Source organism: Aquidulcibacter paucihalophilus, assembly GCA_030285985.1.
Classification (GTDB): domain Bacteria; phylum Pseudomonadota; class Alphaproteobacteria; order Caulobacterales; family Caulobacteraceae; genus Brevundimonas.
Genome location: CP127384.1, coordinates 1,630,942 through 1,653,489, shown reverse-complemented (window position 1 = coordinate 1,653,489; position 22,548 = coordinate 1,630,942). Strand labels below are relative to the sequence as shown.

Here is a 22,548-nt window from a genome sequence, read left to right as displayed (position 1 = left end):
GGCAGCGGTGCCTAGTTGGCGGCGACGTAGCGGGCGCTGACCCAGCCGCCGCCGGCGATCTGCACCCACTCACCCTGCGAACCGGTGGCGCTGAACGGCTGGCCGGCCGAGAGTGTACCGACCTGACGGTAGCTGGTGCCGGGACCCGAGCGGATGCGCAGGTTGGAGGTAGCCCGGTAGGCCCCGCCGGCAGAGGCATTTGTCGCCCGCGCGCGCTGCTGGTTGCAGCCGATATAGGACCCGGCGGCGGCCCCGGCCGCACCGCCGGCAACCGCGCCGAGCGTGCGTTCATTGTCCGAGATCTGGCTGCCGGCCAAGGCTCCGAGGACGCCGCCGATCACCGCGCCAGTGCGCTGGCGGCCGCCGGGAGCGTCGCAGTTGGTGATGCCGTTGGCCTGCTGGGCCAGCGAAACGGTCGGGACCGCCGTCACCAGGGCCGCCAGGGCGGCGGCGGTGGCCAGGGTGGTGTTCATGAATTTCGACATGGCTCTCTCCGTTTCATCGAGGTTGGTCGATGTCAGGGAGAATGCACGACGGCGGATGAAGGCTCCCGGAGCCGCGCCGTTATGTTCGGTTCATCTACGGTCAGCGCGCCAACGCTCGCGACGCGGTCGCTCGCTGCCTGGGCGTGGGACCCGGGTGAAGCGCCAGGCCGCGTCAGGTCGAGAAGGCGGAGCCTTCTGACGGCGGCCCGTCAGGATGCGAGCTCGCCCTTCGCGCCGGCTTCGATCAGCTGGATCGTCTGCGGCAGGCCGTAGATGGCCGCGAACGAGCCGAACCGCGGCCCCTGCGACGCACCCAGAAGCACCTCGTAGAGCGCGCCGAACCAGCCACGCAGAGGCTCGAAGGCGTGCTCCTTACCCACGGCATAGACCTCGGTCTGGATCAGTTCGCCGTCGGTCGTATCGGCCGGCAGGGCCTTGAGCCGCGTGGCGAGATCCAGAAGCGCCGCCCTCTCCTTGTCGTCCGGCGCGCGGTACGACTTCGTCGGCCGGACGAAATCCTCGTAGTAGTTCAGCGCATGGCCCATCAAACGGTCGAGCAGCGGCTCGCTGGCGGGGGTCGCTTCCGGCAGGTATTTGGCGAAATAGGCCCAGAGCTGATCCTTGTTCGAGGCGTTGGCCACGGCGACGAGGTTCAGCAGCAGGGCGAAGGACACCGGCGAGGTATGCGTCGGCGGCGACCCGGCGTGGATCGACCAGACGGCGTTGTCGATCTGCTTGGCCGGCTCCTGGGTCTTGTACGCCTCGATGAAGGCCAGGTAGTCGTCGATGGCCCGCGGGATGACGTTGAAGTGCAGGCTCTTGGCCGACTTCGGCGACTGGAACATGTACCAGCTCAGCGACTCCGGCGTGCCGTAGCGGAGCCACTCGTCCATGGTCAGGCCGTTGCCCTTGGACTTGGAGATCTTCTTGCCCTCGACGTCGAGGAAGAGCTCGTAGTTGAAGCCCTCGGGGGGCGTGCCGCCGAGGGCGCGACAGACCTTGGAGCTCTCGCGCACGCTCTCGATCAGGTCCTTGCCCGACATTTCGTAGTCGACGTCCAGCGCCGTCCAGCGCATGGCCCAGTCGGGCTTCCATTGCAGCTTCACGTGGCCGCCGGTGACGGGCAGTTCGGTACGACCGCCGGCGGGATCGTCGAAGACGATGGTCCCCTTCTCCACATGGCGCTCCAGCGTCGGCACCTGCAGCACATGGCCGGTGACGGGGCTGACCGGCAGGAAGGGCGAATAGGTCTCGCGCCGTTCCGGGCCGAGCGTCGGCAGCATGATGGCCTGCACGGCGTCGAACCGCTCGAGCAGCGTCAGCAGCGTCGCGTCGAAGCGGCCGGACCGGTACTGCTCCGTTGATGACAGGAATTCGTACTCGAAACCGAAGCCGTCGAGGAAGGCGCGCAGGCGGGCGTTGTTGTGGGCACCGAAACTGTCATGCGTCCCGAACGGGTCGCGCACCACAGTCAGCGGCTTGTGCAGATCTTCGGTCAGCATCTCCGGATTGGGCACGCCCTCCGGAACCTTGCGCAGCCCGTCCATGTCGTCCGAGAAGGCGATCAGCCTCGTCGGCCAGTGGTCGCCGGTCAGGGCGCGGAAGGCGTTGCGCACCATGGTCGTGCGCGCCACCTCGCCGAAGGTGCCCATATGCGGCAGGCCCGACGGGCCATAGCCGGTCTCGAAGATGACGGGCTTCTGCAGCACCTCGAACGTCGCCAGGGCCTCGTCCGCCTTGCCCTCGTCGATCAGCAGCTTCGCCGCATTCCGCTCGGCGTCACTGAGCCGCTTCTTCAGCACATGGGCGAGAAGATTGCGGGCCTGTTCGAACGGCCACGACCTGGCGTCGCGCGCGAGGGTTTCGAGGTTCTGCAGCATGAGCGGGGTTTGGAGCGTCCGCCTCCCAGCGTCAACCGTCACGGGCGCGATCAGGCCGTCCCGGGCGGCTGGCTCGCCAGGGCTTCGCGCCAGCCGCAGCCGCCCCAGTAGCCGACCTTTCGGATCAGTTCTGCCATGTCCACCGGCTTGGCGACCAAATCGTCCATGCCCGCCCCGACATAGGTCTCGACCTGGCTGGCCAGGGTGTTGGCGGTCACGGCGATGATCGGCACGGCACCGGCCTCGCCGCCCAGGGCGCGGATGCGGCGGGCCGACTCCACCCCGTCCATGACCGGCATCTGGATGTCCATCAATACGACGTCCCAATCACCGGACGCGGCCGCGGCCAGCCCCTGGGCTCCGTCGTCGGCGGTCTCGCAGATCATGCCCTGCCCGGACAGGATGGCGGTCATAAGCATGCGGTTGGTCTGGTTGTCATCGACACAGAGCACCCGCAGTCCCGCGCGGTCCCGGGGCCCGGCGGCGGGCTCCGGGGCCGGGTCCGCCGACACGGGATCCAGCTCGGGCGACAGCGCGGGGGCCGGATCGCCGCCCTGCTCCGACAGACTGATCATCTGGTTGACGACGGCCAGGAGCCTTTGGCCCGACTGATGAATTCGCCGCGCCTGCTCTCCCTGCTCCGGAGCCAGCCCCGCGCCGGACAACAGTTCGGAGAAGCCGATCACGGCGTTCAGCGGCGTCCGCAGCTCATGCGACATGTCCGTAAGAAATTTCTGCCGCGCCTCGGCCATCGCCGTCTTCTGCTCGGCCGTGGCCTGCGCCCCCTCGGCCTCGACGCGCGCCGTGACGTCCTGCTCGTTGAGAAGCACACCCAGCCCCCCCGTCACCGGATCAGACACGGGGCGGGCGTCCACATCATGCCAGCGGCGGCCCGCCGTGGTCTCGACCTCGCAGAGGCGGCTGGCCATCTGGCCATTCCGGACCTCGTCGAGGAACCAGCGCGCGCGGTCGGGATCCACGAAGCGCCGTGAAAGCCCGTCCTCGTCGGGTCCGTAGGCGGCGTAGGCCGCAGGGTTGGAGAACAGTATGGTGCCGGTGTCGTCCAGCAGGGTGATCAGCGCCGAAGTATGCCGCAACGCCTCCACCGCCCGGCGCTCCCCGGCCTCGACGTCAAGCGGCGCGGCTTCGAACAGCAGGACACCGCGGCCGTCGACCAGCCGGAAGGTCGAGATCGTCGCCTGCACCGTCACCGGCCGGCCGTTGGGATAGAAGGTCCAGCGTTCGCTGACCTCGCTGCCGTCTGCGGTGGCGTCCCTGAGACGGTCGGTGCGGGCCCTGACCGCGGGCGACAGGTTGGAAAAGTCGCGCGCCAGCAGTTCGTCCAGCGAGTCCGCGCCCCACAGCGTCAAGGCAGGGGCGTTGGCGTAGACGCCGCGGGAACTGGCTGGATCGAACATCCAGACGGGTCGGCGCAGCCGATCCCAGCCGCGCACCGCCGATGACAATTCCGGATTGGCGGCAGAGCTCATTTCTGCGTGATAGCGGGGAGCCCCTGAAGCAACATTTAACCGCCTTGACCCCGCACCGTCCCCGTGGCCTCTGCGCCGCCTGATGAAGACCGCCGATTTCGACTTCGACCTGCCTGAAAGCCACATCGCGCTTCGCCCCGCCGAGCCGCGCGACTCCGCGCGCCTGCTGGTGGTGCGGGACGACGGGCTGGAGGACCGGATCATCCGCGACCTCCCGGACTTCCTTCAGCCCGGCGACGCCCTGGTCTTCAACGATACGCGGGTGATCCCGGCGCGCCTGTCGGGCGTGCGGGAGCGGATCGGCGCTGAGGGAGAGACCCTGACCGTCGTGGTCGAGGCCACGCTGCATCATCGGGACGCCCCGGATGTCTGGTCGGCCTTCATGAAGCCCGGCAAACGGATCAAGGCGGGCGATCGTATCCGCTTCGGAAGCGATAGCGACGGTGCCTGTCTGCTCGGGCGTCTCGACGCCACGGTGGTCGACAAGGGCGAGGATGGCCTCGTAACTCTGCGCTTCGACCTCGCCGGCCCGGCGCTCGACGAGGCCATCCGCGATGTCGGCGTCATGCCCCTGCCCCCCTATATCGCGGCAAAGCGGCCCGAGGACGATCGCGACCGGTCGGACTATCAGACGATGTTCGCGCAGCTGGACGGTTCGGTCGCGGCGCCGACGGCGGGACTACATTTCACACCGGCCCTGATCGAGGCGATCAAGGCCAGGGGCGTCTCGACCCATGCCGTGACCCTGCACGTCGGTGCCGGGACCTTCCTGCCGGTCAAGGCGGAGGACACGGCCGACCACAGGATGCACTCAGAGTGGGGCGAGGTCGCTCCGGACACCGCCGCGGCCCTGAACGCCGTGCGGGCCGCCGGCGGGCGGATTGTCTGCGTCGGCACCACCTCGCTGCGCCTGCTGGAAAGCGCCACGACACCTGAGGGCGAGGTCCGGCCTTTCCACGGCGACACGGCCATCTTCATCACCCCCGGCTACGCCTTCCGCGCCGTGGACGTGCTGATGACCAATTTCCACCTGCCGAAGTCGACCCTGTTCATGCTGGTCTCCGCCTTCGCCGGGCTGGAGACGATGCGGGCGGCCTATGCCCATGCGGTGAAGGACGGATACCGGTTCTATTCCTACGGGGATGGCAGCCTGCTATTCCGCGCCGCCTGATGCCCTTTCCGTTCGATATCACCGCCACCGAAGGCCGCGCCCGCACCGGGGTGCTGAAGACGCCGCGCGGCGACATCCGCACGCCGGCCTTCATGCCCGTCGGCACCGCCGCCACGGTCAAGGCCATGACGGTGGACCAGGTCCGGCAGACGGGTGCCGACATCATCCTGGGCAACACCTACCACCTGATGCTGCGCCCCGGCCCCGAGCGGATGGAGCGACTGGGCGGGCTGCACAATTTCATGAGCTGGACGAAGCCGATCCTCACGGACAGCGGCGGCTTCCAGGTGATGTCGCTGGCCGGAATTTCGAAGGTGAAGGAGGACGCTGTCACCTTCGCCAGCCATATCGACGGCTCGAAACACGTCCTCAGCCCTGAACGCTCGATCGAGATCCAGGCCGACCGTATCGGCGCCGACATCTCCATGCAGCTGGACCAGTGCGTCAGCTGGCCGGCCGAGGAGCCCGCCGCCCGCGCGGCCATGGAGCTGTCGGCCCGCTGGGGGGCAAGATCGAAAGCCGCCTTCGGAACGCGCGAAACCCAAGCCCTTTTCGGCATCCAGCAGGGATCGACCTTCGAGAACCTGCGCCGTGAGTCCTCGGACCGGCTGCAGGAGATCGGCTTCGACGGCTACGCCATCGGCGGTCTGGCCGTCGGCGAGGGGCACCAGGCCATGTGTGAGGTGCTGGACTACGCCCCGGAGATGCTGCCGGCTGACCGGCCCCGCTATCTGATGGGCGTGGGCAAGCCGGTGGATCTGGTCGAGGCGGTGTATCGCGGCGTCGACATGTTCGACTGCGTCCTGCCCACCCGCGCCGGCCGCCACGGGCAGGCCTGGACCTGGGCCGGGCCGATCAATCTGAAGAACGCCCGCTTCGCCGAGGATCAGGACCCGCTGGAGCCCGACATCCCCTGCCCGGCCTCGTCTCAATATTCAAAAGCTTACCTGCATCACCTGATCCGGGCCGACGAGATTCTCGGCAAGGTGCTGTTGAGCTGGCACAACATCGCCTTCTTCCAGGCTCTCACGGCGGCCATGCGCGCCGCCATCGCCGAGAACCGCTTCGAGGCCTTCCGCCGCGACTTCCACGCCCGGCATACGTCGAACTAGCCATGCGCATCGAGAAATCAGGCTTCCACGCCTACAATACCTATCTGGAGGAACCGCCCCGCCCGGACGGCAACGAGACCGCTCTGCATCGCCACGTCATCATCATAGGCGGCGACAAGTATTCGTTCTTCGCCCACTGGTCCGGGAAGTTCGCCCATAAAGGCGAACGGATCTCTTTCGACTGGGACTGGGACAAGACCGGGACATTCCGGAATATCGACAAGCCGTCGTTCGAAGCCTTCACCAGGGACGGCCACCGCGAAATCAGAGGCGACCGCAGCGACAAGGTCCGCCGCATCGCCAGCGCGAGACCGTCAGGCCCTCGAAGCCAATGACGTGACCAGCCTCGGAACGGGTTGGCTGACGATCATCCGGTCTACCTCTGGCTGCGGCCTCGCGGGCGGAACCAGCCCGGCGCGGCCGGCGGTGCGCAGTTCCGCTGCATCCCTGTGCCCTTCAGAAAGGCCCGGCGCATCCGGCCGGCCTGGATAGCCGACTGGACATGGCGGCTGTGCTGCTCGGCGCCGGACAGCCGGCGAATCCAGCTGCGCCCCGGGATAAAGTCCGTCGTGGCGTCGCGAATGGCATCCAACGCGGCGGCCGAGGCGGCGTCGGCCGCCCGCTCGCTCAGGAACGAGCCATCCTGCGCCGGTGGCTCGTCCGTATCGGGGCCGAGCGCCTCGTTCAGCCGGGCGATCTCGGCCCCGATGGTGGCGCACTGGTTCAGATTGCGCAGGTCGTAGGGATTGGCTTCCGCCTGCAGCAAAACCGTCGGGATGTACTGGCGGCGCAGGTTGAGGTCGTCGAGCGGAGCCGTGGCCGCGGCCCCCAGTCCCGCACCGAACTGCTGTGCCCCGCCGGCGACGGCACCGCATGCCGACAGCGGAATGCAAAGAGCGAGAATGAGACTGGCGGCGCGCATGCCTCCTTCAATCACGTCGCGGGCCGGACCGGAAGCGGGGGTCGAAATTCGACCGATCAAGCTTTGCCATATACAGTCGGTGTACGGTTTATCGAGCGGGTGTGGGGGCACCAGGATGCAGGGATTTGGAGCCTGGCTGGCACAGCTGCGGTGCAAGCATCACTACCGTTACAGCCGGAGCAAACCGGGGACGCTGGTCTGCAAGTATTGCCGCAAGCGCCAGCCCCGGCCGCGGTAACCGGGCCGTCGCCATATGGTGGGGCGAACGAGGCCCCGACGGGACGGAGACCAGTACGGGGAAAGGGATGGTACGCCCTCTCGGGCTCGAACCGAGGACCCTCTGATTAAAAGTCAGATGCTCTAACCAACTGAGCTAAGGGCGCATACCAAGCCGGGCGCGTTCGCGGACCGGCGACGCGCCTTCTGTTGCAAACCGTCGCCGGGGTCAAGGGCTGGCTCGACGCGCGGGCGAGCGAAGGATAGGCAGTGACCATGAAACCTCTGTCCGGCCTGCGCATCCTCGAGTTTGACGGTCTCGGGCCGGTGACCTTCGCCGGCATGATGCTGGCCGACCTCGGGGCCGACGTCCTGCGCCTCAGCCGGAGCGCCGGCGCCGGCGCGGCGGTGTTCAGCGAAGTCGGTGGCGACGTGCTGCACCGGGGCCGCGCCTCGGTCAGCGTCAATCTGAAGGATGCCGACGACCGCGCGGCCGTGCTGGAGCTCGTGGGGGCCGCCGACGCCCTGATCGAAGGTTTTCGGCCCGGCGTGATGGAACGACTGGGCCTCGGGCCCGAGACCTGTGCCGCGCTGAACCCGAGGCTGGTGTTCGGGCGGATCACCGGCTGGGGCCAGACCGGTCCGCTGGCGCAACAGGTGGGCCACGACATCAACTACATCGCCCTGGGCGGGGCGCTTCATGCCATGGGCGAGCCGGACCGGCCGCCGCGCCCTCCGCTGAATCTGGTCGGCGACTACGGCGGCGGCGCGATGATGCTGGTCACCGGGGTGCTTGCCGGCCTCCTGGAAGCGAAAACGACCGGCAGGGGCCGGGTGGTGGATGCCGCCATGACCGACGGTTCGGCCCTGCTGTTGAGCCTGTTCCACGCCCTTGGCGCACGGGGCCTGTGGAGCGAGGCGCGCGGAGCCAATCTGCTGGACGGCGGCGCGCCCTTCTATCGCTGCTACACCTGCAGGGACGGACGGTTCGTGGCCGTCGGGGCGCTGGAGCCGCAGTTCTACGCGGCCCTGATCACAGGCCTCGGCCTGACTCCGGATGAGGCACCGCAGTTCGACCTGCCGGGCTGGCCGGCTCTCCATGCGCGATTTGAAGCCATTTTTGCGACCCGCGACCGGGACGACTGGGCCAGCCATTTTGAAGGCACGGACGCCTGCGTCACGCCGGTCCTGAGCGCCTCTGAAGCGGCCCGTCACCCTCACAACCTGGCGCGCGGCACCTTTGTCGACCAGGGCGTGGTTCAGGCTGCGCCCGCGCCCCGGTTCGAGGGCACCCCGGCCGATCCCGTGGCGCAGCCGGCACCGGTATCCCTCGACGAAGCCGCGCGTCTCTGGCGCTAGGGATCAGGCGACGGCGGACTCGGCCCGGGGCCGCTCGACCGCACAGGCCTGGGCCAGGGTTGTGGCCAGCAGGACGGGGTCGATCGGCTTGGTCAGGAAGGCATGGACACCGGCGGCGTCCCAGGCCGCGCGATGCACATCCAGCGCATTGGCGGTCAGGGCGATCACCGGCGTGTCGCCGTTGATCTCGCCGGTGCGGATCCGGCGCGTCGCCTCGAGCCCGTCCATGACCGGCATCTGCATGTCCATCAGGATCGCATCGAACCGCTGGCCCGACGCCGCCTCAAGCGCCTCCGCCCCGTTCTCGACCAGGGTCAGGCGGCAGCCGTGAGGCTCAAGCAACAGCTGCAGGATGCGGCGGTTCACCTCGTGATCGTCAGCGGCCAGAATCGAACGGCCGGCCAGTGATCCGCTGGTCTCGATCGCACGAACCGGCTGGGCCGGTGCCGTCTCGACCGCGGTCATCGGGAGGCTGAGCGTAAAGGTCGAGCCCTCGCCGTCGACGCTCTGGACCGACAGTGAACCGCCCATCAACTCGGCCAGCCTGCGGCTGATCGCCAGGCCGAGGCCGGTGCCGCCGTAACGGCGCGTCGTCCCGACGTCCGCCTGTTCGAAACTGTTGAAGATCTGACCCAGCCGGTCCGCCGGGATGCCGCAGCCGGTATCGCTCACCGCCAGGTTCAGGCGGCCATCCGCCCAGCCGGCATCGATCCGGATCTCGCCTTCGTGGGTAAATTTCACCGCATTGGACATGAGGTTGAACAGGATCTGCTGCACGCGCAGCGGATCGGTCCGCACGGCGGCGGGCACATCGGGGGCGATCCGCATTTTCAGCCGGACCCCGTTGGCCAGGGCGCGCGGTTCCCACAGTCGGACGATCGTCGACAGCCGGTCGCGCACGACCATGTCGGCGCTCTCCAGCTCCATCTTGCCGGCCTCGATCTTGGAGAAGTCGAGCACGTCGTTCAGCAGACCCATCAGCACATCGCCGGCGTCGATCAACATCGACACATGCTCGCGTTGCTGACTGTCCAGACGGGTGCGACGCAGCAGGTTGGCGGCCGAGATCACCGCATTCATCGGCGTGCGGATTTCATGACTGACGACCGCGAGGAAGTCCGACTTGGCCGCGCTGGCGACCTCGGCCTTCCGGCGGGCGCTCTTCTCGGCGTCCCGGGCGGACTGGAGGGCGCCGGTCGTCGATGAGCTCTGACGCACCGTGACGACCAGGTGGCTCATGTAGAGAATACAGCCGATCGCGACGAGCAGTTCCTGCCAGTTCTGGCTTGAGATCGCGGTGAACACCGGCAGGCCGAGAAAATAGGTCGCATGGGGCGCGACGGCCGAGATCAGGATCGGCCGGGCATGGTGCATGTGAAGGCTGACATGCAGCAGTCCGCCGGCGCACTGGACCATGGCGAACACGCGGCCGACATCGCCGCCGTAGAACCACATATAGGCGCTCATGGCGGCATAAACGGTCACGCCGAGCACCGTCGTGGCACAGCAGAGAACCACATAGAGCCGGTCCGGCTGCCAGTCCTGCTGAAGCCGGAACCGCCTGAACACGGCCCAGTCCAGGGCCTGGGTGACCAGAACCGCCGCAAACCAGAGCGGCGGCCAGATCGAGGGTACAACGAACCAGGCGGTGCAGCCGATAAAGGCCGCCAGCGCGATCCGTGTCTTGAGTTCCCGGTATCGCACCAGCGACACCATTGCGTAGGCCGTGGTCGTCATTCGCACCCCTCTGACTTCGGCTTACGCCAAATTCTGAAAGGATTGGTTGCTGCGTGGTGACCGGCCGCGTGTTCAAGGTTATGGAACAGGCGAGCCAACCGCGCGTTGGAATGCCGTTCCGGGGGAGAAGCTGCTGATGAAACGCCTGATCGCCATTCTGGCCCTGTCGACCGCTTTTGGCGTCACCGCCTGCGATGACCCCAATGCCGTTGATTCGGAGATCGCCGAGACACCGATCGAAGCCCCGGTCGCGCCCGCCGCTGAAGACATGGGTGTTCCGGTCGCGGCGCCCAGCGCTGTTGATGCACCGCCCGCCGATTCGACCACCATGCCGCCGGAAAAGCGGTCGTCCGCGGAATCGGTCCAGCCTGAAAGTGAAACCCTCTTCTATTGATCCCGGCCGCCGCCCCGTCGGCGCCACAGCGGGATGCGACGGTCGGCACGTCCGCACCCTGACGAAGGTTCCAGTTTGACGCCAAGGCCCGCCCTGTTCCTTATCAGCACGGCGGGTGCCCTGGTGCTGGCGTCCGCGGCCATGGCGGACCCGCGCGCCCAGATTCGCGGCGAGATGGATGCCGGGTTGCGCGCACAGCTGGTCCGGGCCGTCGGCGAGGTCGACGCCGCGCCCACCAACCGGTTTGAAGCCAGACGACACGCGCGTGGAGCGATGGAGGCCGCCGAGGCCCTGTTGCGATCCGAAGGCTATTACCAGCCGGTGCTCGAAGACTCCGTCGAGGGCGATGAGGCACCGGTTGCCGTTGTGATCGTTACGCCCGGCCGCCGCTTCGCCCTCTCCGAGGTGCAGTTGCTGTGGGCCGCCCCCTCACCCGATGCGGTGACCGATACGGCAGTGCGCAGCGAGATCGGACTGAGCGCGGGACAACCCGGTCGCGCGGGCGACATCATCTCGGCAGAGGGCCGGATCGTCGCCGGACTGACCCGCCGGGGCTATGCCGACGCCGACGCCCAGCCACGACGCGTGGTGGTCGACCACGCCGCGTTCACGGTCCAGCCGACTTTCCGCATTGCCGCGGGGCCGCTGGTACGGCTGGACGGGGTGAGGGTGGAAACCCGGGGGCCAACCCATCCGGATTGGGTCGCCGGTCTGGCACCCTGGTCCGAGGGCGACGTCTATGATCCGGAGGACGTGGCCGAGCTGGAACGACGACTGCTCGAAACCGGCGTCTATGACGGTGTCGGGGTGGCCCTGGCGACGACCGACCAGACCAACGCCGACGGCAATCGCCCTATCATCGTCACTCTGACCGACCGTCCGCGCCGGATTCTCGAGGCCGGGGCCACGTTCTCAACCGCAGAAGGATCGGGCCTCGACCTGATCTGGACCTGGCATAACCGCTTCGGCCGCGCCGACACCCTCGTCTGGCAGGCCCGCGCCGCCGACGTCGACAGCCGGCTGGGCCTCTCGCTAAGCCTGCCCCACTGGCGGCGCCCCGGGGAGACGCTGAGACTGTCCGGTGCGCTGCTCAACGAGGATACGGACGCCTACCGGCGCACCGCTGTGGCCCTTTCCGCGGACCTGCAGCAGCGGCTCGGCAAGACGTCCTGGGTCAGTTATGGCGTCGGCCTCGATACCGGCCAGTATGACGAGAACCGGTTCGACCCGCTCACCAGGATGCCGGTGAACTTCAACCGCGATCTGGTCATCCTGACCGGACGGGCCAGCGCCTATATCGATCGCTCGGACGATCCACTGGACCCCGTCACGGGCTGGCGCCTGTCCGCATCGGCCCAGCCGACCGCGGTGACGGGCGAGGACACGGTGCTGTTCCTGCGCACCGAGGCCCAGGCGACCGCCTATTTGCCGCTGCAGGCGGGCGGCAAGACCGTCCTGGCCGGGCGCATGCGGATCGGCTCGATCATCGGCGGCGAGGAACTGACCGTCCCGTCCGATCGCCTGTTCTATGCCGGCGGCGGCGGCTCGGTGCGCGGTTTCGAATACCAGGGCGTGGGGCCGCGCCTGCCCGACAACACGCCGCGCGGTGGCCTGAGCCTGTTCGAGACATCGATCGAGGTCCGGCGCGACGTCTGGCGTAATTTCCAGGCCGTAGGGTTCGTCGATGCGGGGGCGATCGGGTTCCAGGAGACCCCCGACTTCAGCAACCTGCGCTACGGCGCGGGTTTCGGGGTGCGCTACAAGCTGCCGTTCGGCCCGATCCGTGCCGACATCGCCTTCCCGCTGGACCGGCGTGACGGCGACGCCGACTTCCAGATCTACGTCAGTATCGGGCAGGCGTTTTGACCGACGCCGCCCCGCCTCCCGACGATGCGCCTGTGGATGCGCCTGTGGATGCGCCTGAAACGCCGGCCGAAGCGGCCAAGAAGACGCGCACGCGCCTGCAGGCCCTGGCCTTCTTCGGCGGCATGGCGGCGGCTGCGTTTGCGGCCCTGTTCATCGTCCTCGCGGTCGGCGGGCGGATGTATCTGCTCTCGGATTCGGGCCGGGGGCTGGTAACCAGCTTTGTCGCCGGCAAGAAGCTCGGCCGCTATGGCCGCATCAATGTCGAGGGCGTGCGCGGCGACCTGTTCGACGACTTCACCATCGACCGCGTCACGGTCACCGACGCCCGGGGCGTCTGGCTTGAGGCGCGCAAGGTACGCGTCGACTGGGACTGGTGGCCGCTGATCACCCGCCGCTTCCATGCCACCGAGGTCGAGGCCGAAGTCATCCGCCTGATCCGTCGGCCCGACGTCGAGCCCTCGACCGAGCCGCCGGGCCCGCAGCCTCTGTCTATCGACATCGACCGGTTCAACGCGGATGTCGAACTGCTGGAGGGCTTCAGCCAGGAGTACGGGCGCTGGAAGCTTTCGGGCGAGGCGAACGTGCCGCGCAAGGGTGCCAAGACGGCGATCGTCAATGCCCTCAGCAACAGCCGCCCGGGCGACTACCTGCGCCTGACCGCAACGATCGGCGACGGTCTTGAGGACCTGCGCCTGAACCTGCGGGCCAATGAGGCCCGCGGCGGACCGCTGGCCGGCGCGCTGGGTTATTCCCCGGACCAGCCCTTTTTCGCCACCGCCCTGGTCAATGGCGAGGTGATCGATGCCGTCGTGCGCACCGGTGACTTCGTGCCGCTGGTGATCAAGGGCCGTTATGGCGAGACCCGCACCCGAATCTCCGGCTTCGCGGACTTCTCCGGGTCGGACCTGCTGGCGCCGTTCGCCGAGCGGATCGGCCGCACCGTGCGCTTTGGCCTCGCCACCTCGAGCGACAGCGACGACGACGGCCGCATCGGCATCGGCTGGCGCCTGATCGCCGAAAATCTCGACTCGCGCGCCAGCGGCGAGATCAGGCTGAGCGACCAGAGCAGCCCCGACGGGATCACCCTCAATGTGTCGACCCGGTCGTTGACGCGGCTGGTCGGTCAGGGCGTGGGCGGTCCGGCGGCCTACAGGGGGGTATTCCGTGGCGACGCCGCACAATGGCGCATGGACGGATCGGTCGACCTGATCGCCGCCGAGGTCGCGAGCTACCGGGCGCAACGTCTGCGGGGACCGCTGAACGTTCAGGTCAGGCAGGGCCGCATCGATCTGGACGGCGACATCCGGGTCGCCGGCGGGTCCAGCGCAGGATTGGTCGGCGGCCTTCTGGGCACCGCGCCGCGCCTGTCGTTCGAGGCGCTGCGTCAGGCGGACGGAGCCATCCTGCTTGAGCGGGTCAATCTGGCCGGGCAGGCCATCACGGTGACGGGCTCCGGCGGGCGCAATCTCGTCGGGGCGCTCGGCTTCCGCGGCCGCGCCGAGATCACCGACGCCTCGCGCCTGCGCACCGGCGCGCGCGGCCGGTTTGGAGGACCGATTTCCGCCTCGACAGCGCGCACCGGCGCACCCTGGCGGCTGACCTTCGACGGGCGCGGTCGAGGGCTGTCGATCGGGATGGATGAGATGGACCGGTTGCTGGGCGCGACCCCTCGCCTGCAGCTGACCGGTGCGCTGGACGCGGGCCGGATCGCGGTCGAACGGGCGCAGCTGACCGGGGCGCAGGGCACGGCAGCGGCCCGCGGCCTGATCGAAAGCGACGGCCGCCTGCGTCTGGCCCTGGACTGGAATGCCACCGGGCCTTTCGGCGTCGGCCCCGTGGCCATCGACGGCGCGATGACCGGCCAGGGAGCCCTGACCGGGACCCTCGCAGAGCCGCGCGCCGACCTGACCGCATCCTTCGGCAAGGTCAGCGCCGGGGCCCTGATCCTGACCGACGCCGAGATGCTTCTCAGCTTCCGCCGCGGCCCCGACGCCTCGGACGGGCGGATCGCCCTGACCGCCGGTTCGAACTACGGGCCGGCCCGGGCCAGCGGAAACTTCTTCCTCGGCGGGGACAAGCTGAGGCTGACCGAGGTGGATCTGAACGCGGGCGGGGTGACCGCCCAGGGTGCGATCGACCTGTCGAACAACATCCCCTCCAGTGCGGACCTGACCTTTACCGCCCGGCCGGGTGCCTTCTTGGCATCGGGGACAGCGGACGGCCGCATCCGCCTGACCGACGGTGGCGGGGCCGAGACGGCGATCCTCAATGTGACCGGCCGCAATGTGCGACTGGCCGGGTCGACCTGGGTGGTCCGCACCCTCGACCTGAACGGCCGCGGTACGCTGGAGCGCCTGCCCTTCACGCTGAAGGCCGACGTGGGCGGAGCCACGCCGGTGTCGTTCGACGGCACGGGCGTCTATTCGCGCGCCGGCCCGTCGCAGACGGTGGTTCTCGAAGGCGGCGGTCGCGTGCGCGAAATCGCCTTCACCACCCGCAACCCGGCGGTCATCGCCCTGTCCGGCGACGGACGGGTCGCGCGCGTCGATCTCGGCATCGGCGGCGGCGTGCTGCTCGGCGAGCTGCGCCAGGATTCCCGGGCCGCGATCATCGAGGCCAATCTGACCAGCGTCGACCTCGGCTCGCTGGTCCAGGACATGCGCGGACGGGTCACCGGCCGTCTGTCGCTGCGCGGCGCCGGCGAGGACCTGTCGGGGTCGGCCAACATCACCCTCGACGATATGCGCAGCGTGGACGCTCCACGCGGGATCGCGGTCGACGGCACGCTGAACGCCCTTCTGGTCAACAACACCCTGCGCATCCAGGCGCAGGCCGCTGACGGGGACGCCGTCCGGGCCGCGGCCGATATCACCCTGCCGGTCGAGGCCTCCGCGGCTCCGCTGCGGCTGGCGATTATCCGCACCCGCGACATGTCGGGAGAGATCTCGATCCAGGGCCAGATCCAGCCGATCTGGGACCTGCTGGCCGGCGGCGAACGCTCGCTCTCGGGCCAGGTCAACGCCCGCGCCACCATCGCCGGTTCCATGGCCGAGCCCCGCCTCAACGGAAGACTGGACCTGCAACAGGGCCGTTTCCGGGACAGCGCCACAGGTGTCCTGCTCGACAATGTCGCCCTGGCCAGCCGGTTCGACGACACAACGGGGCTGGTCGAGAGCTTCAGCGCCGTCGACGGCGCAGGCGGGTCGATCAGCGGAAACGGGCGGATCGGCCTGAAGGAGGGCTCCGGCTCCAGCTTCCAGCTGCTGCTGAACCGCTTCCGAATCATCGACAATGACATAGCCGAGGCCAAGGCATCGGGCCTCCTGACCGTGACCCGCGGCACAGAGGGCAACATCACCCTCAGCGGCGAGATGGATATCGACCAGGCGCGCATCCAGGCCAATCCGCCCGGATCGAACGGGATCGTCCGTATGGATGTGATCGAGATCAACCGGCCGGGCGGCGACGTGCCTGAAGAGGAACAGAACCGTCAGCGCGGTCTGCAGTTCGGCCTCGACATCGCCCTGCGCTCGCCCGGTGGCGATGTCCGCGTGATCGGGCGGGGGCTCAACGTCGAGATGAACGTCAACGCCCGCGTGACCGGCACCATCGCCCGACCGACGCTGAGCGGCACAGCCCGTGTGGTGCGCGGTGACTATGATTTCGCCGGCAAACGGTTTGTCTTCGACGAGCGCGGAACCGTGACCCTGTCGACCAACCCGGAGCAGATCCGGTTGAACCTGACCGCCACCCGCGATGACCCGTCCCTGACCGCCACCATCCGCGTCACGGGCACGGCGGCGCGGCCCGAGATCGTCCTGACCTCGACCCCTGCCCTGCCCCAGGACGAAATCCTGTCCCAGGTCCTGTTCGGGCGCTCGGCCTCCCAGTTGTCAGCGTTCGAGGCGGCCCAGCTCGCCGCGGGCGTGGCGGCCCTGGCCGGGGGCGGCGGCTTCGATGTGATCGGAAATCTGAGGGAACTGGCCGGACTGGACCGGCTGTCCTTCGGCGGCGAGGCCTCGAGCCTGACGGTCGCCGGGGGCCGCTACATCACCGATGACGTCTATCTCGAGATCATCGGCGGCGGCGAGAACGGTGCGGCGGTCAATGTCGAATGGCAGGTCCGCCGGAACCTGACAGTGAGTTCGAAATTCGGGGGACAGGGCGACGCCAGCCTGTCGATCCGCTGGCGACGTCAGTCACGCGAGGCGGGCGCCGGTCGCGAGGACCGGCGCCCGAACCCGTGATGGCTGCCTACTGGGCGGCCGCCATGCGGATCCGGTCGAGCGCGCGAGCGCCGCGAATGCCAGCGATGTGCAGCACCAGCTGGACGACCAGGATCACGAACCCGACATAGACCTGCCAGGTCGGCGTCGCGGCCGTTTCCGGCATGCCTTCCTGTCCAGCCATCATCATCCCGAAGACGCCGGACACCAGGCCGAAGGCCACCAGCATGGCGAAGATGATCGGGATGACGATGTTGGGCTTGGCCCACTGCACCAGGCCCAGAACGAGTTGAATGACGCAGAGGCCAATCGCGCTCCACATGGCGATTTGCATCACCGCGCCGCCCATGCCGGCCATTTCCGGCGCATCAGCGGAGGCCTGGGCCATGGCCGCCTCGATCTCGGCGGAGCCGCCGCTCATCAGCATGAAGACACCGACGCCGCCCCAGATCACGCCCAGGAAGATCGCCAGGGCGCTGGCACGGGCGGCACCGATCGCCTCGGCCTCGGTGGTGATCGATGCCGTCGGATTCGACGCCTTGATCCAGTCAGTCATTGGTGGGTTCCTCCCTTGAAGATGATCGAAGCCTAGCCCGCTCGCGCCCAGGGCGAAACCCATGGCTCGCCTTCACCTTTCCGGTCCGGACCGCTAGGGTTCGCCGGTATGCGGATTCTGCCCCCCGACCAGATCGTGCTCGACCATGTCGCAGCGCGCGAAACTGCCATCGTCGGCCGCGCCGTCGACTGGGCCAATGTCAATTCAGGCAGCCGTCACGCCGGTGGTCTGGCCGAGGTGCTGGCCCTGCTGGAAGCCGAGGCGCGCCGCCTGCCGGCCGAGGTCGTGCGCCTTCCGACGCAGGGATCGACGACGGTCGGTGATGATGGCGCGGTACGGGCCGAGGCCCATGCCGACGCCCTGCAGATCACCGCCCGCCCAGACGCCCCGATCCAGGTCGTTCTGACCGGCCACTATGACACCGTCTTCCCGGCCGAGAGCCCGTTCCAGACGGTCGTGACCCGTGCGGACGGCGCGCTGAACGGCCCGGGGATCGCCGACATGAAGGGCGGCATCTCCGTCCTGCTCGCGGCGCTGGAGGCGTTCGAGACCCATCCGGACCGCGCGCGTGTCGGCTGGACCGTGCTGCTCTCGCCCGATGAGGAGATCGGTTCGCCCGCCTCGGCGCCGCTGCTGGCGGCATTGGGCGCGCGCGGCCATGTCGGCATGACCTATGAGCCGGCGCTGGCCGACGGCACCCTCGCAGGCGCGCGCAAGGGCAGCGGCAACTACCACCTGATCGTCACCGGCAAGGCGGCCCACGCCGGCCGGGCCTTCCATGAGGGTGCCAATGCCGTGGCCGGTGCGGCCATGATCGCCGCCCGCCTGCACGCCCTGAACGGCCAGCGCGAGGGCGTGACCGTCAATGTCGCGAAGATCAGCGGCGGCGGCGCCCTCAACGTCGTCGCCGACAATGCCGTCGTTCGTTTCAACGTCCGCGTCCCCGACGCCCAGTCATCGGCCTGGATCGCCGAGACCGTGCGCCAGATTGCGACCGAGCCCCCCTTCCCCGGCCTGACGCTGGACCTGCATGGCGGCATGACCCGTGCGCCCAAGCCGATGGACGCCAGCCAGACGGCCCTGTTCGAGGCCGTGCGCGAGACCGGTGCCCTGCTGGGCCAGCCCATCGCCTGGAAGCCGTCGGGCGGCGTCTGCGAGGGCAACAATCTGCACGCGGCCGGCCTGCCCAATATCGACACCCTCGGCGTCCTCGGCGGCGACATCCATTCGGATCAGGAGTTCGCCTGGCCCGCCAGCTTCGTCGAACGCGCCCAGCTGAGCGCCCTGATCCTGTGCAAGATCGCCTCGGGCGAGATCGACGCGCTGAAACTCAAAGCCCTGCGTCTGGAGACGATGTAACCCCATGCTCGTCGTCCGACCCGCCGGCCCTGCCGACCTCGACTTCCTGCTGGAGCTGGCCATCCTGTCGGGGCCAGGCTTCACCAGCCTGCCCGAAGACCCCGACCAACTGGCCGAACGGCTCGACCTGAGCCGCGACAGCTTCGCCGGCAAGATGGACCCTCAGCACCGCTGGTACACCCTCATGCTGGAGGAGACCGAGACCGGCGACGTCGACGGCATTGGCTCGGTCAAGGCGGCGGTGGGTCTGAACCGGCCCTTCTTCTCCTTCCGCGTGGTGACCAACACCCAGTCTTCGCCCTCGCTCGGCATCAAGCTGGAACAGAAGACGCTGGTGCTGGTCAATGAATGCACCGGCTGGAGCGAGGTCGGCTCCCTGTTCCTCAAGGCCGACCGGCGCAAGGGTGGGGCCGGACGCCTGCTGAGCCAGTCACGCTATATGCTGATCGGGGCCGAGCCGGATCTGTTCGCCGACACGGTGCTGGCCGAACTGCGCGGCGTCTTCACGCCGGACGGCGCCTGCCCGTTCTGGGACCATGTCGCGCACAAATTCTTCCCCATGGATTTCGACGAGGCGGACCGGATGACCGGCTCGACCGACAAGCAGTTCATCCTCGACCTGGCTCCGCGCCACCCGATCTATATGGACCTGCTGCCCGAGCCCGCCCGCGCCGTGATCGGCAAGGTGCATCCGCAGGGCGTGCCCGCCATGGCCCTGCTGGAGAGCGAGGGCTTCCGGCCCAACGGCCTGATCGACATCTTTGACGCCGGTCCGACGGTAACCTGCGGCCGCGACAACATCCGCACCGTGCGCGACGCCCGGAGCCTGAAGGTGGCGGTGGCGCAGGAGGTCGAGGCCGACCTGCCCGCCCTGATCTCGACCGACAGCGTCGGCGGCTTCCGCTCCGTGCGCCAGCGCGCGGTGATCGAGGGCGACGTCGTCACCCTGAACGACGAGACCGCGGACGCGCTGCGGGTCCGGGCGGGCGATACGGTGCGGGTGAAGACGTGAGCGACAGCATGACCCATTTCAAATCCATCGACCCCGCCACCGGCGAGACCGTCTGGGAGGGCACCGCCGCCAGCGCCGCAGAGGTCCAGGCCGCGACCGACCGCGCCCGCGCCGCCTTCCCGGACTGGGCCGACCGCCCGCGTCAGGACCGGATCGACGCCGTCAAACGCTATCAGGCTGTGCTGAAGACCCGCGCCCCGCAGATGGCCGAGGCGATCTCCAGAGAGACCGGCAAGGCTCTCTGGGAGACCACGGCCGAACTCGGCGCCATGGCCGGCAAGGTCGACATCTCGATCCGCGCCTATGACGAACGCACGGGCGAGCGCACGGCCGAGACCGGCTTCGGCCACGCTACCCTGCGTCACCGCGCCCATGGCGTGGCGGCAGTGCTGGGGCCGTTCAACTTCCCCGGCCACCTGCCCAACGGCCACATCGTCCCGGCCCTGCTGGCGGGCGACACGGTGGTGTTCAAGCCGTCCGAAGAGACGCCTTTCATCGGCCAGCTCATGGCCGAAGCCTTCGCCGACGCGGACATGCCCGAGGGCGTGGTCAATGTCGTCCAGGGTGGCCGCGAGACCGGCGCGGCCCTGCTGGACAGCGGCATCGACGCCCTGATGTTCACCGGCTCGGGCGCGGCGGGCGCGCATTTCCGGCGCAAATTCGCCGATGATCCGCATGTCATCCTGGCGCTGGAGCTGGGCGGAAATAATCCGCTGGTGGTCTGGGACGCCGCCGACGCCGAGGCCGTGGCCGGAATTGTGGTCCAGTCGGCCTTTGTGACGACGGGCCAGCGCTGTTCCTGCGCCCGCCGCCTGATCGTGCCGGACGGGCCGCAGGGCGATGCCATCGTCGAGGCGGTGAACGCCATGGTCGAGCGGCTGATCCTCGCCCCGTGGAATTCGACGCCCGAGCCCTATGCCGGGCCGCTGATCTCGGTGAAGGCGGCGGAAGCCGCGTTGAAGGCGCTGCAGGACCGGATCGACATGGGCGCGAAGGTCATCCGCGCCTCGGGCCCGGTCGGCAATCTGCCGGGGGCCTTTGTCGCCCCCGCCATCATCGACGTCACCGGCATCGCCGTGCCCGACGAAGAGATGTTCGCCCCCTTCCTGGCGGTGACCCGCGTCGGTTCGTTCGAGGCCGCCATCGAGGCCGCCAATGCCACCCGCTACGGCCTGTCCGCCGGTCTGGTCAGCGACGACCCGGCCAACTGGGACCGCTTCATCCGCCGCATCCGCGCGGGCGTCGTGAACTTCAACCGCCCGACCACGGGCGCCGCCGGCGACATGCCCTTCGGTGGCCTCGGGGCCAGCGGCAATCACCGGCCGTCGGCCTACTATGCCGCCGACTACTGCGCCTATCCGGTGGCCAGTTTCGAGGCGAGTGCGGTGAAGAACATCGAAAGCGAGATCAAGGGCTTGAAGACGTGACCTCAGCTGTTGAAGCCAACGCTGACGGCCTGATCGGGCCGACGCACTCCTATGCAGGCCTGTCGCCGGGCAACCTCGCGTCCAGCCTGAACAAGGGCGAAGCCTCAAACCCGCGCGCGGCGGTGCTACAGGGTCTCGACAAGATGAAGACCCTGGCCGACCTCGGCCTGCCGCAATACGTCCTGCCGCCGCATGAGCGGCCGAATATCCCCTTCCTGCGCAGCCTCGGTTTCACGGGCTCCGACGCCCGGGTGCTGGAACAGGCGTGGAAGGACGCGCCGTCCTTCGCCGCCGCCGCCTGTTCTGCCTCGCCCATGTGGGCCGCCAATGCCGCTACGGTGACGCCCAGCGCCGACAGCGCCGACGGCCGGGTGCATTTCACCCCGGCCAATCTGGTCACCAACCTGCACCGCTCGCTGGAGCACGAACAGACGAAGCGGTCGCTGGACGCCCTTTTCCCCGATCCCGACCGTTTCGCGGTGCATGACGCCCTGCCCTCTGTCGCCCACCTCGCCGACGAGGGCGCGGCCAATCACGTTCGCCTTTGCGCCGACCATGGCGAGCCGGGGGTCAATCTGCTGGTCTGGGGCCGCGAGGCCTTCGAGCCCTGGGCCGACGCCTTCCCGGCCCGCCAGACGCGCGAGGCCTCGCAGGCCGTCGCGAGCCGTCATGGCGCGTCCGGCGCGGTGCTGGCCCGCCAGTCGCGGGCGGCCATCGCCGGCGGCACCTTCCACAATGACGTGGTCTGCGTCGGGGCGCTGGAGACGCTGTTCTTCCACGAGCTGGCCTTCGAGGACACGGCCGGCACGAAGGCCGCCATCCGCGCCGCCGCCGGAGACCGGTTCGAGCCGATCTTCGTCGAGGTGTACTCCGCGGACCTGCCCCTGGCCGACGCCATCTCCAGCTATCTGTTCAACTCCATGCTGGTGCGGATTCCCGGCGAGGACCGCCTGACCCTGATCTGCCCGACCGAGACCCGGGACAACCCGCGCAGCCATGCGGTGGCCGAGCGGCTGGCCGCCTCGAACGGGCCCATCGGCAAGGTCGAATACGTCGATGTACGCCAGTCGATGCGCAACGGCGGCGGGCCGGCCTGCCTGCGCCTGCGGGTGGTGCTGACCGAGGCCGAACAGGCGGCGGCCAACCCGGCCATGCGGCTGACCGACGACCTGCACGGCAGGCTGTCGGTCTGGGGTGCCAGACACTACCGCGACCGGCTGACGGCCGCCGACCTGGCCGATCCCGCCCTGCTGGAAGAGAGCCGCGTCGCACTGGACGAACTGACCGGCCTGCTCGACCTCGGCGGTGGCTTCTATCCCTTCCAGCGGGGCTGACT

General features: G+C 68.8%; 17 protein-coding genes and 1 tRNA gene. 11 read left to right on the top strand and 7 right to left on the bottom strand.

The annotated features are described in order from the left end of the window. Positions 1 to 11: 11 nt before the first annotated feature. From KB221_07925 to KB221_07915, 3 genes are all read right to left on the bottom strand, one after another. Positions 12 to 485, bottom strand: a complete 474-nt coding sequence (locus tag KB221_07925; GenBank protein WIY68041.1) for an SH3 domain-containing protein — start codon at positions 483 to 485, stop codon at positions 12 to 14. Positions 486 to 694: 209 nt separating this feature from the next. Beyond that, positions 695 to 2,365 carry a lysine--tRNA ligase gene (locus KB221_07920; GenBank protein WIY68040.1) on the bottom strand — a complete coding sequence of 557 codons (1,671 nt, stop codon included), beginning with the start codon at positions 2,363 to 2,365 and terminating at the stop codon, positions 695 to 697. A 50-nt stretch (positions 2,366 to 2,415) separates the two neighbouring features. Continuing rightward, positions 2,416 to 3,855: a response regulator gene (locus KB221_07915; GenBank protein WIY68039.1), complete on the bottom strand. Its 1,440-nt coding sequence runs from the start codon at positions 3,853 to 3,855 to the stop codon at positions 2,416 to 2,418. An 82-nt stretch (positions 3,856 to 3,937) separates the two neighbouring features. On the opposite strand from KB221_07915, the gene queA reads away from it, so the two are divergent. Genes queA through KB221_07900 form a run of 3 tightly spaced genes read left to right on the top strand, consistent with a single transcriptional unit; the run spans position 3,938 to position 6,473 of the window. After that, on the top strand, positions 3,938 to 5,026 hold the full coding sequence (queA, locus tag KB221_07910) for a tRNA preQ1(34) S-adenosylmethionine ribosyltransferase-isomerase QueA (GenBank protein ID WIY68038.1): 1,089 nt from the start codon (positions 3,938 to 3,940) through the stop codon (positions 5,024 to 5,026). Beyond that, positions 5,023 to 6,138, top strand: a complete 1,116-nt coding sequence (gene tgt / locus KB221_07905) for a tRNA guanosine(34) transglycosylase Tgt (GenBank protein ID WIY70890.1) — start codon at positions 5,023 to 5,025, stop codon at positions 6,136 to 6,138. Before queA ends, tgt begins: the two co-directional genes overlap by 4 nt. Before the next feature lie 2 nt (positions 6,139 to 6,140). Next, positions 6,141 to 6,473 carry a hypothetical protein gene (locus KB221_07900; protein ID WIY68037.1) on the top strand — a complete coding sequence of 111 codons (333 nt, stop codon included), beginning with the start codon at positions 6,141 to 6,143 and terminating at the stop codon, positions 6,471 to 6,473. Positions 6,474 to 6,514: 41 nt separating this feature from the next. Here the strand turns inward: KB221_07900 and KB221_07895 are convergent, their stop codons facing one another. Together KB221_07895 and KB221_07890 are read right to left on the bottom strand one after the other, a co-directional pair. Continuing rightward, a complete protein-coding gene (locus KB221_07895; GenBank protein ID WIY68036.1) occupies positions 6,515 to 7,060 on the bottom strand; it encodes a hypothetical protein in 546 nt (181 codons plus the stop codon). 306 nt (positions 7,061 to 7,366) lie between these two features. After that, a tRNA-Lys gene (locus KB221_07890) sits at positions 7,367 to 7,443 on the bottom strand. Positions 7,444 to 7,552: 109 nt separating this feature from the next. Here KB221_07890 and KB221_07885 point away from each other — a divergent pair. Continuing rightward, positions 7,553 to 8,635, top strand: coding sequence for a CaiB/BaiF CoA-transferase family protein (locus tag KB221_07885; GenBank protein ID WIY68035.1), 1,083 nt, complete (start codon positions 7,553 to 7,555; stop codon positions 8,633 to 8,635). 3 nt (positions 8,636 to 8,638) lie between these two features. Here KB221_07885 and KB221_07880 read toward each other — a convergent pair whose 3' ends face one another. Then, a complete protein-coding gene (locus tag KB221_07880; GenBank protein ID WIY68034.1) occupies positions 8,639 to 10,372 on the bottom strand; it encodes an ATP-binding protein in 1,734 nt (577 codons plus the stop codon). A 46-nt stretch (positions 10,373 to 10,418) separates the two neighbouring features. On the opposite strand from KB221_07880, the gene KB221_07875 reads away from it, so the two are divergent. From KB221_07875 to KB221_07865, 3 genes are all read left to right on the top strand, one after another. Then, positions 10,419 to 10,766: a hypothetical protein gene (locus KB221_07875; GenBank protein ID WIY68033.1), complete on the top strand. Its 348-nt coding sequence runs from the start codon at positions 10,419 to 10,421 to the stop codon at positions 10,764 to 10,766. Positions 10,767 to 10,841: 75 nt separating this feature from the next. After that, positions 10,842 to 12,632 (top strand): autotransporter assembly complex family protein, encoded by a 1,791-nt coding sequence (locus KB221_07870; GenBank protein ID WIY68032.1) that lies wholly within the window; start codon positions 10,842 to 10,844, stop codon positions 12,630 to 12,632. Beyond that, entirely contained in the window at positions 12,629 to 16,879 is a 4,251-nt protein-coding gene (locus tag KB221_07865) for a translocation/assembly module TamB domain-containing protein (GenBank protein WIY68031.1), read from the top strand. Before KB221_07870 ends, KB221_07865 begins: the two co-directional genes overlap by 4 nt. A gap of 7 nt (positions 16,880 to 16,886) precedes the next feature. On the opposite strand, the gene KB221_07860 is transcribed toward KB221_07865, so the two are convergent. Continuing rightward, positions 16,887 to 17,414: a hypothetical protein gene (locus KB221_07860; protein ID WIY68030.1), complete on the bottom strand. Its 528-nt coding sequence runs from the start codon at positions 17,412 to 17,414 to the stop codon at positions 16,887 to 16,889. 108 nt (positions 17,415 to 17,522) lie between these two features. Here KB221_07860 and KB221_07855 point away from each other — a divergent pair, with 108 nt between their 5' ends. Genes KB221_07855 through astB form a run of 4 tightly spaced genes read left to right on the top strand, consistent with a single transcriptional unit; the run spans position 17,523 to position 22,546 of the window. Beyond that, a complete protein-coding gene (locus KB221_07855) occupies positions 17,523 to 18,773 on the top strand; it encodes a hydrolase (protein WIY68029.1) in 1,251 nt (416 codons plus the stop codon). 4 nt (positions 18,774 to 18,777) lie between these two features. Further along, positions 18,778 to 19,785, top strand: a complete 1,008-nt coding sequence (locus KB221_07850; protein WIY68028.1) for an arginine N-succinyltransferase — start codon at positions 18,778 to 18,780, stop codon at positions 19,783 to 19,785. Positions 19,786 to 19,793: 8 nt separating this feature from the next. Next, a complete protein-coding gene (astD, locus tag KB221_07845) occupies positions 19,794 to 21,212 on the top strand; it encodes a succinylglutamate-semialdehyde dehydrogenase (protein WIY68027.1) in 1,419 nt (472 codons plus the stop codon). Continuing rightward, positions 21,209 to 22,546, top strand: coding sequence for an N-succinylarginine dihydrolase (gene astB, locus KB221_07840; GenBank protein ID WIY68026.1), 1,338 nt, complete (start codon positions 21,209 to 21,211; stop codon positions 22,544 to 22,546). The genes astD and astB overlap by 4 nt, the downstream gene beginning before the upstream one ends. Positions 22,547 to 22,548: the final 2 nt, after the last annotated feature.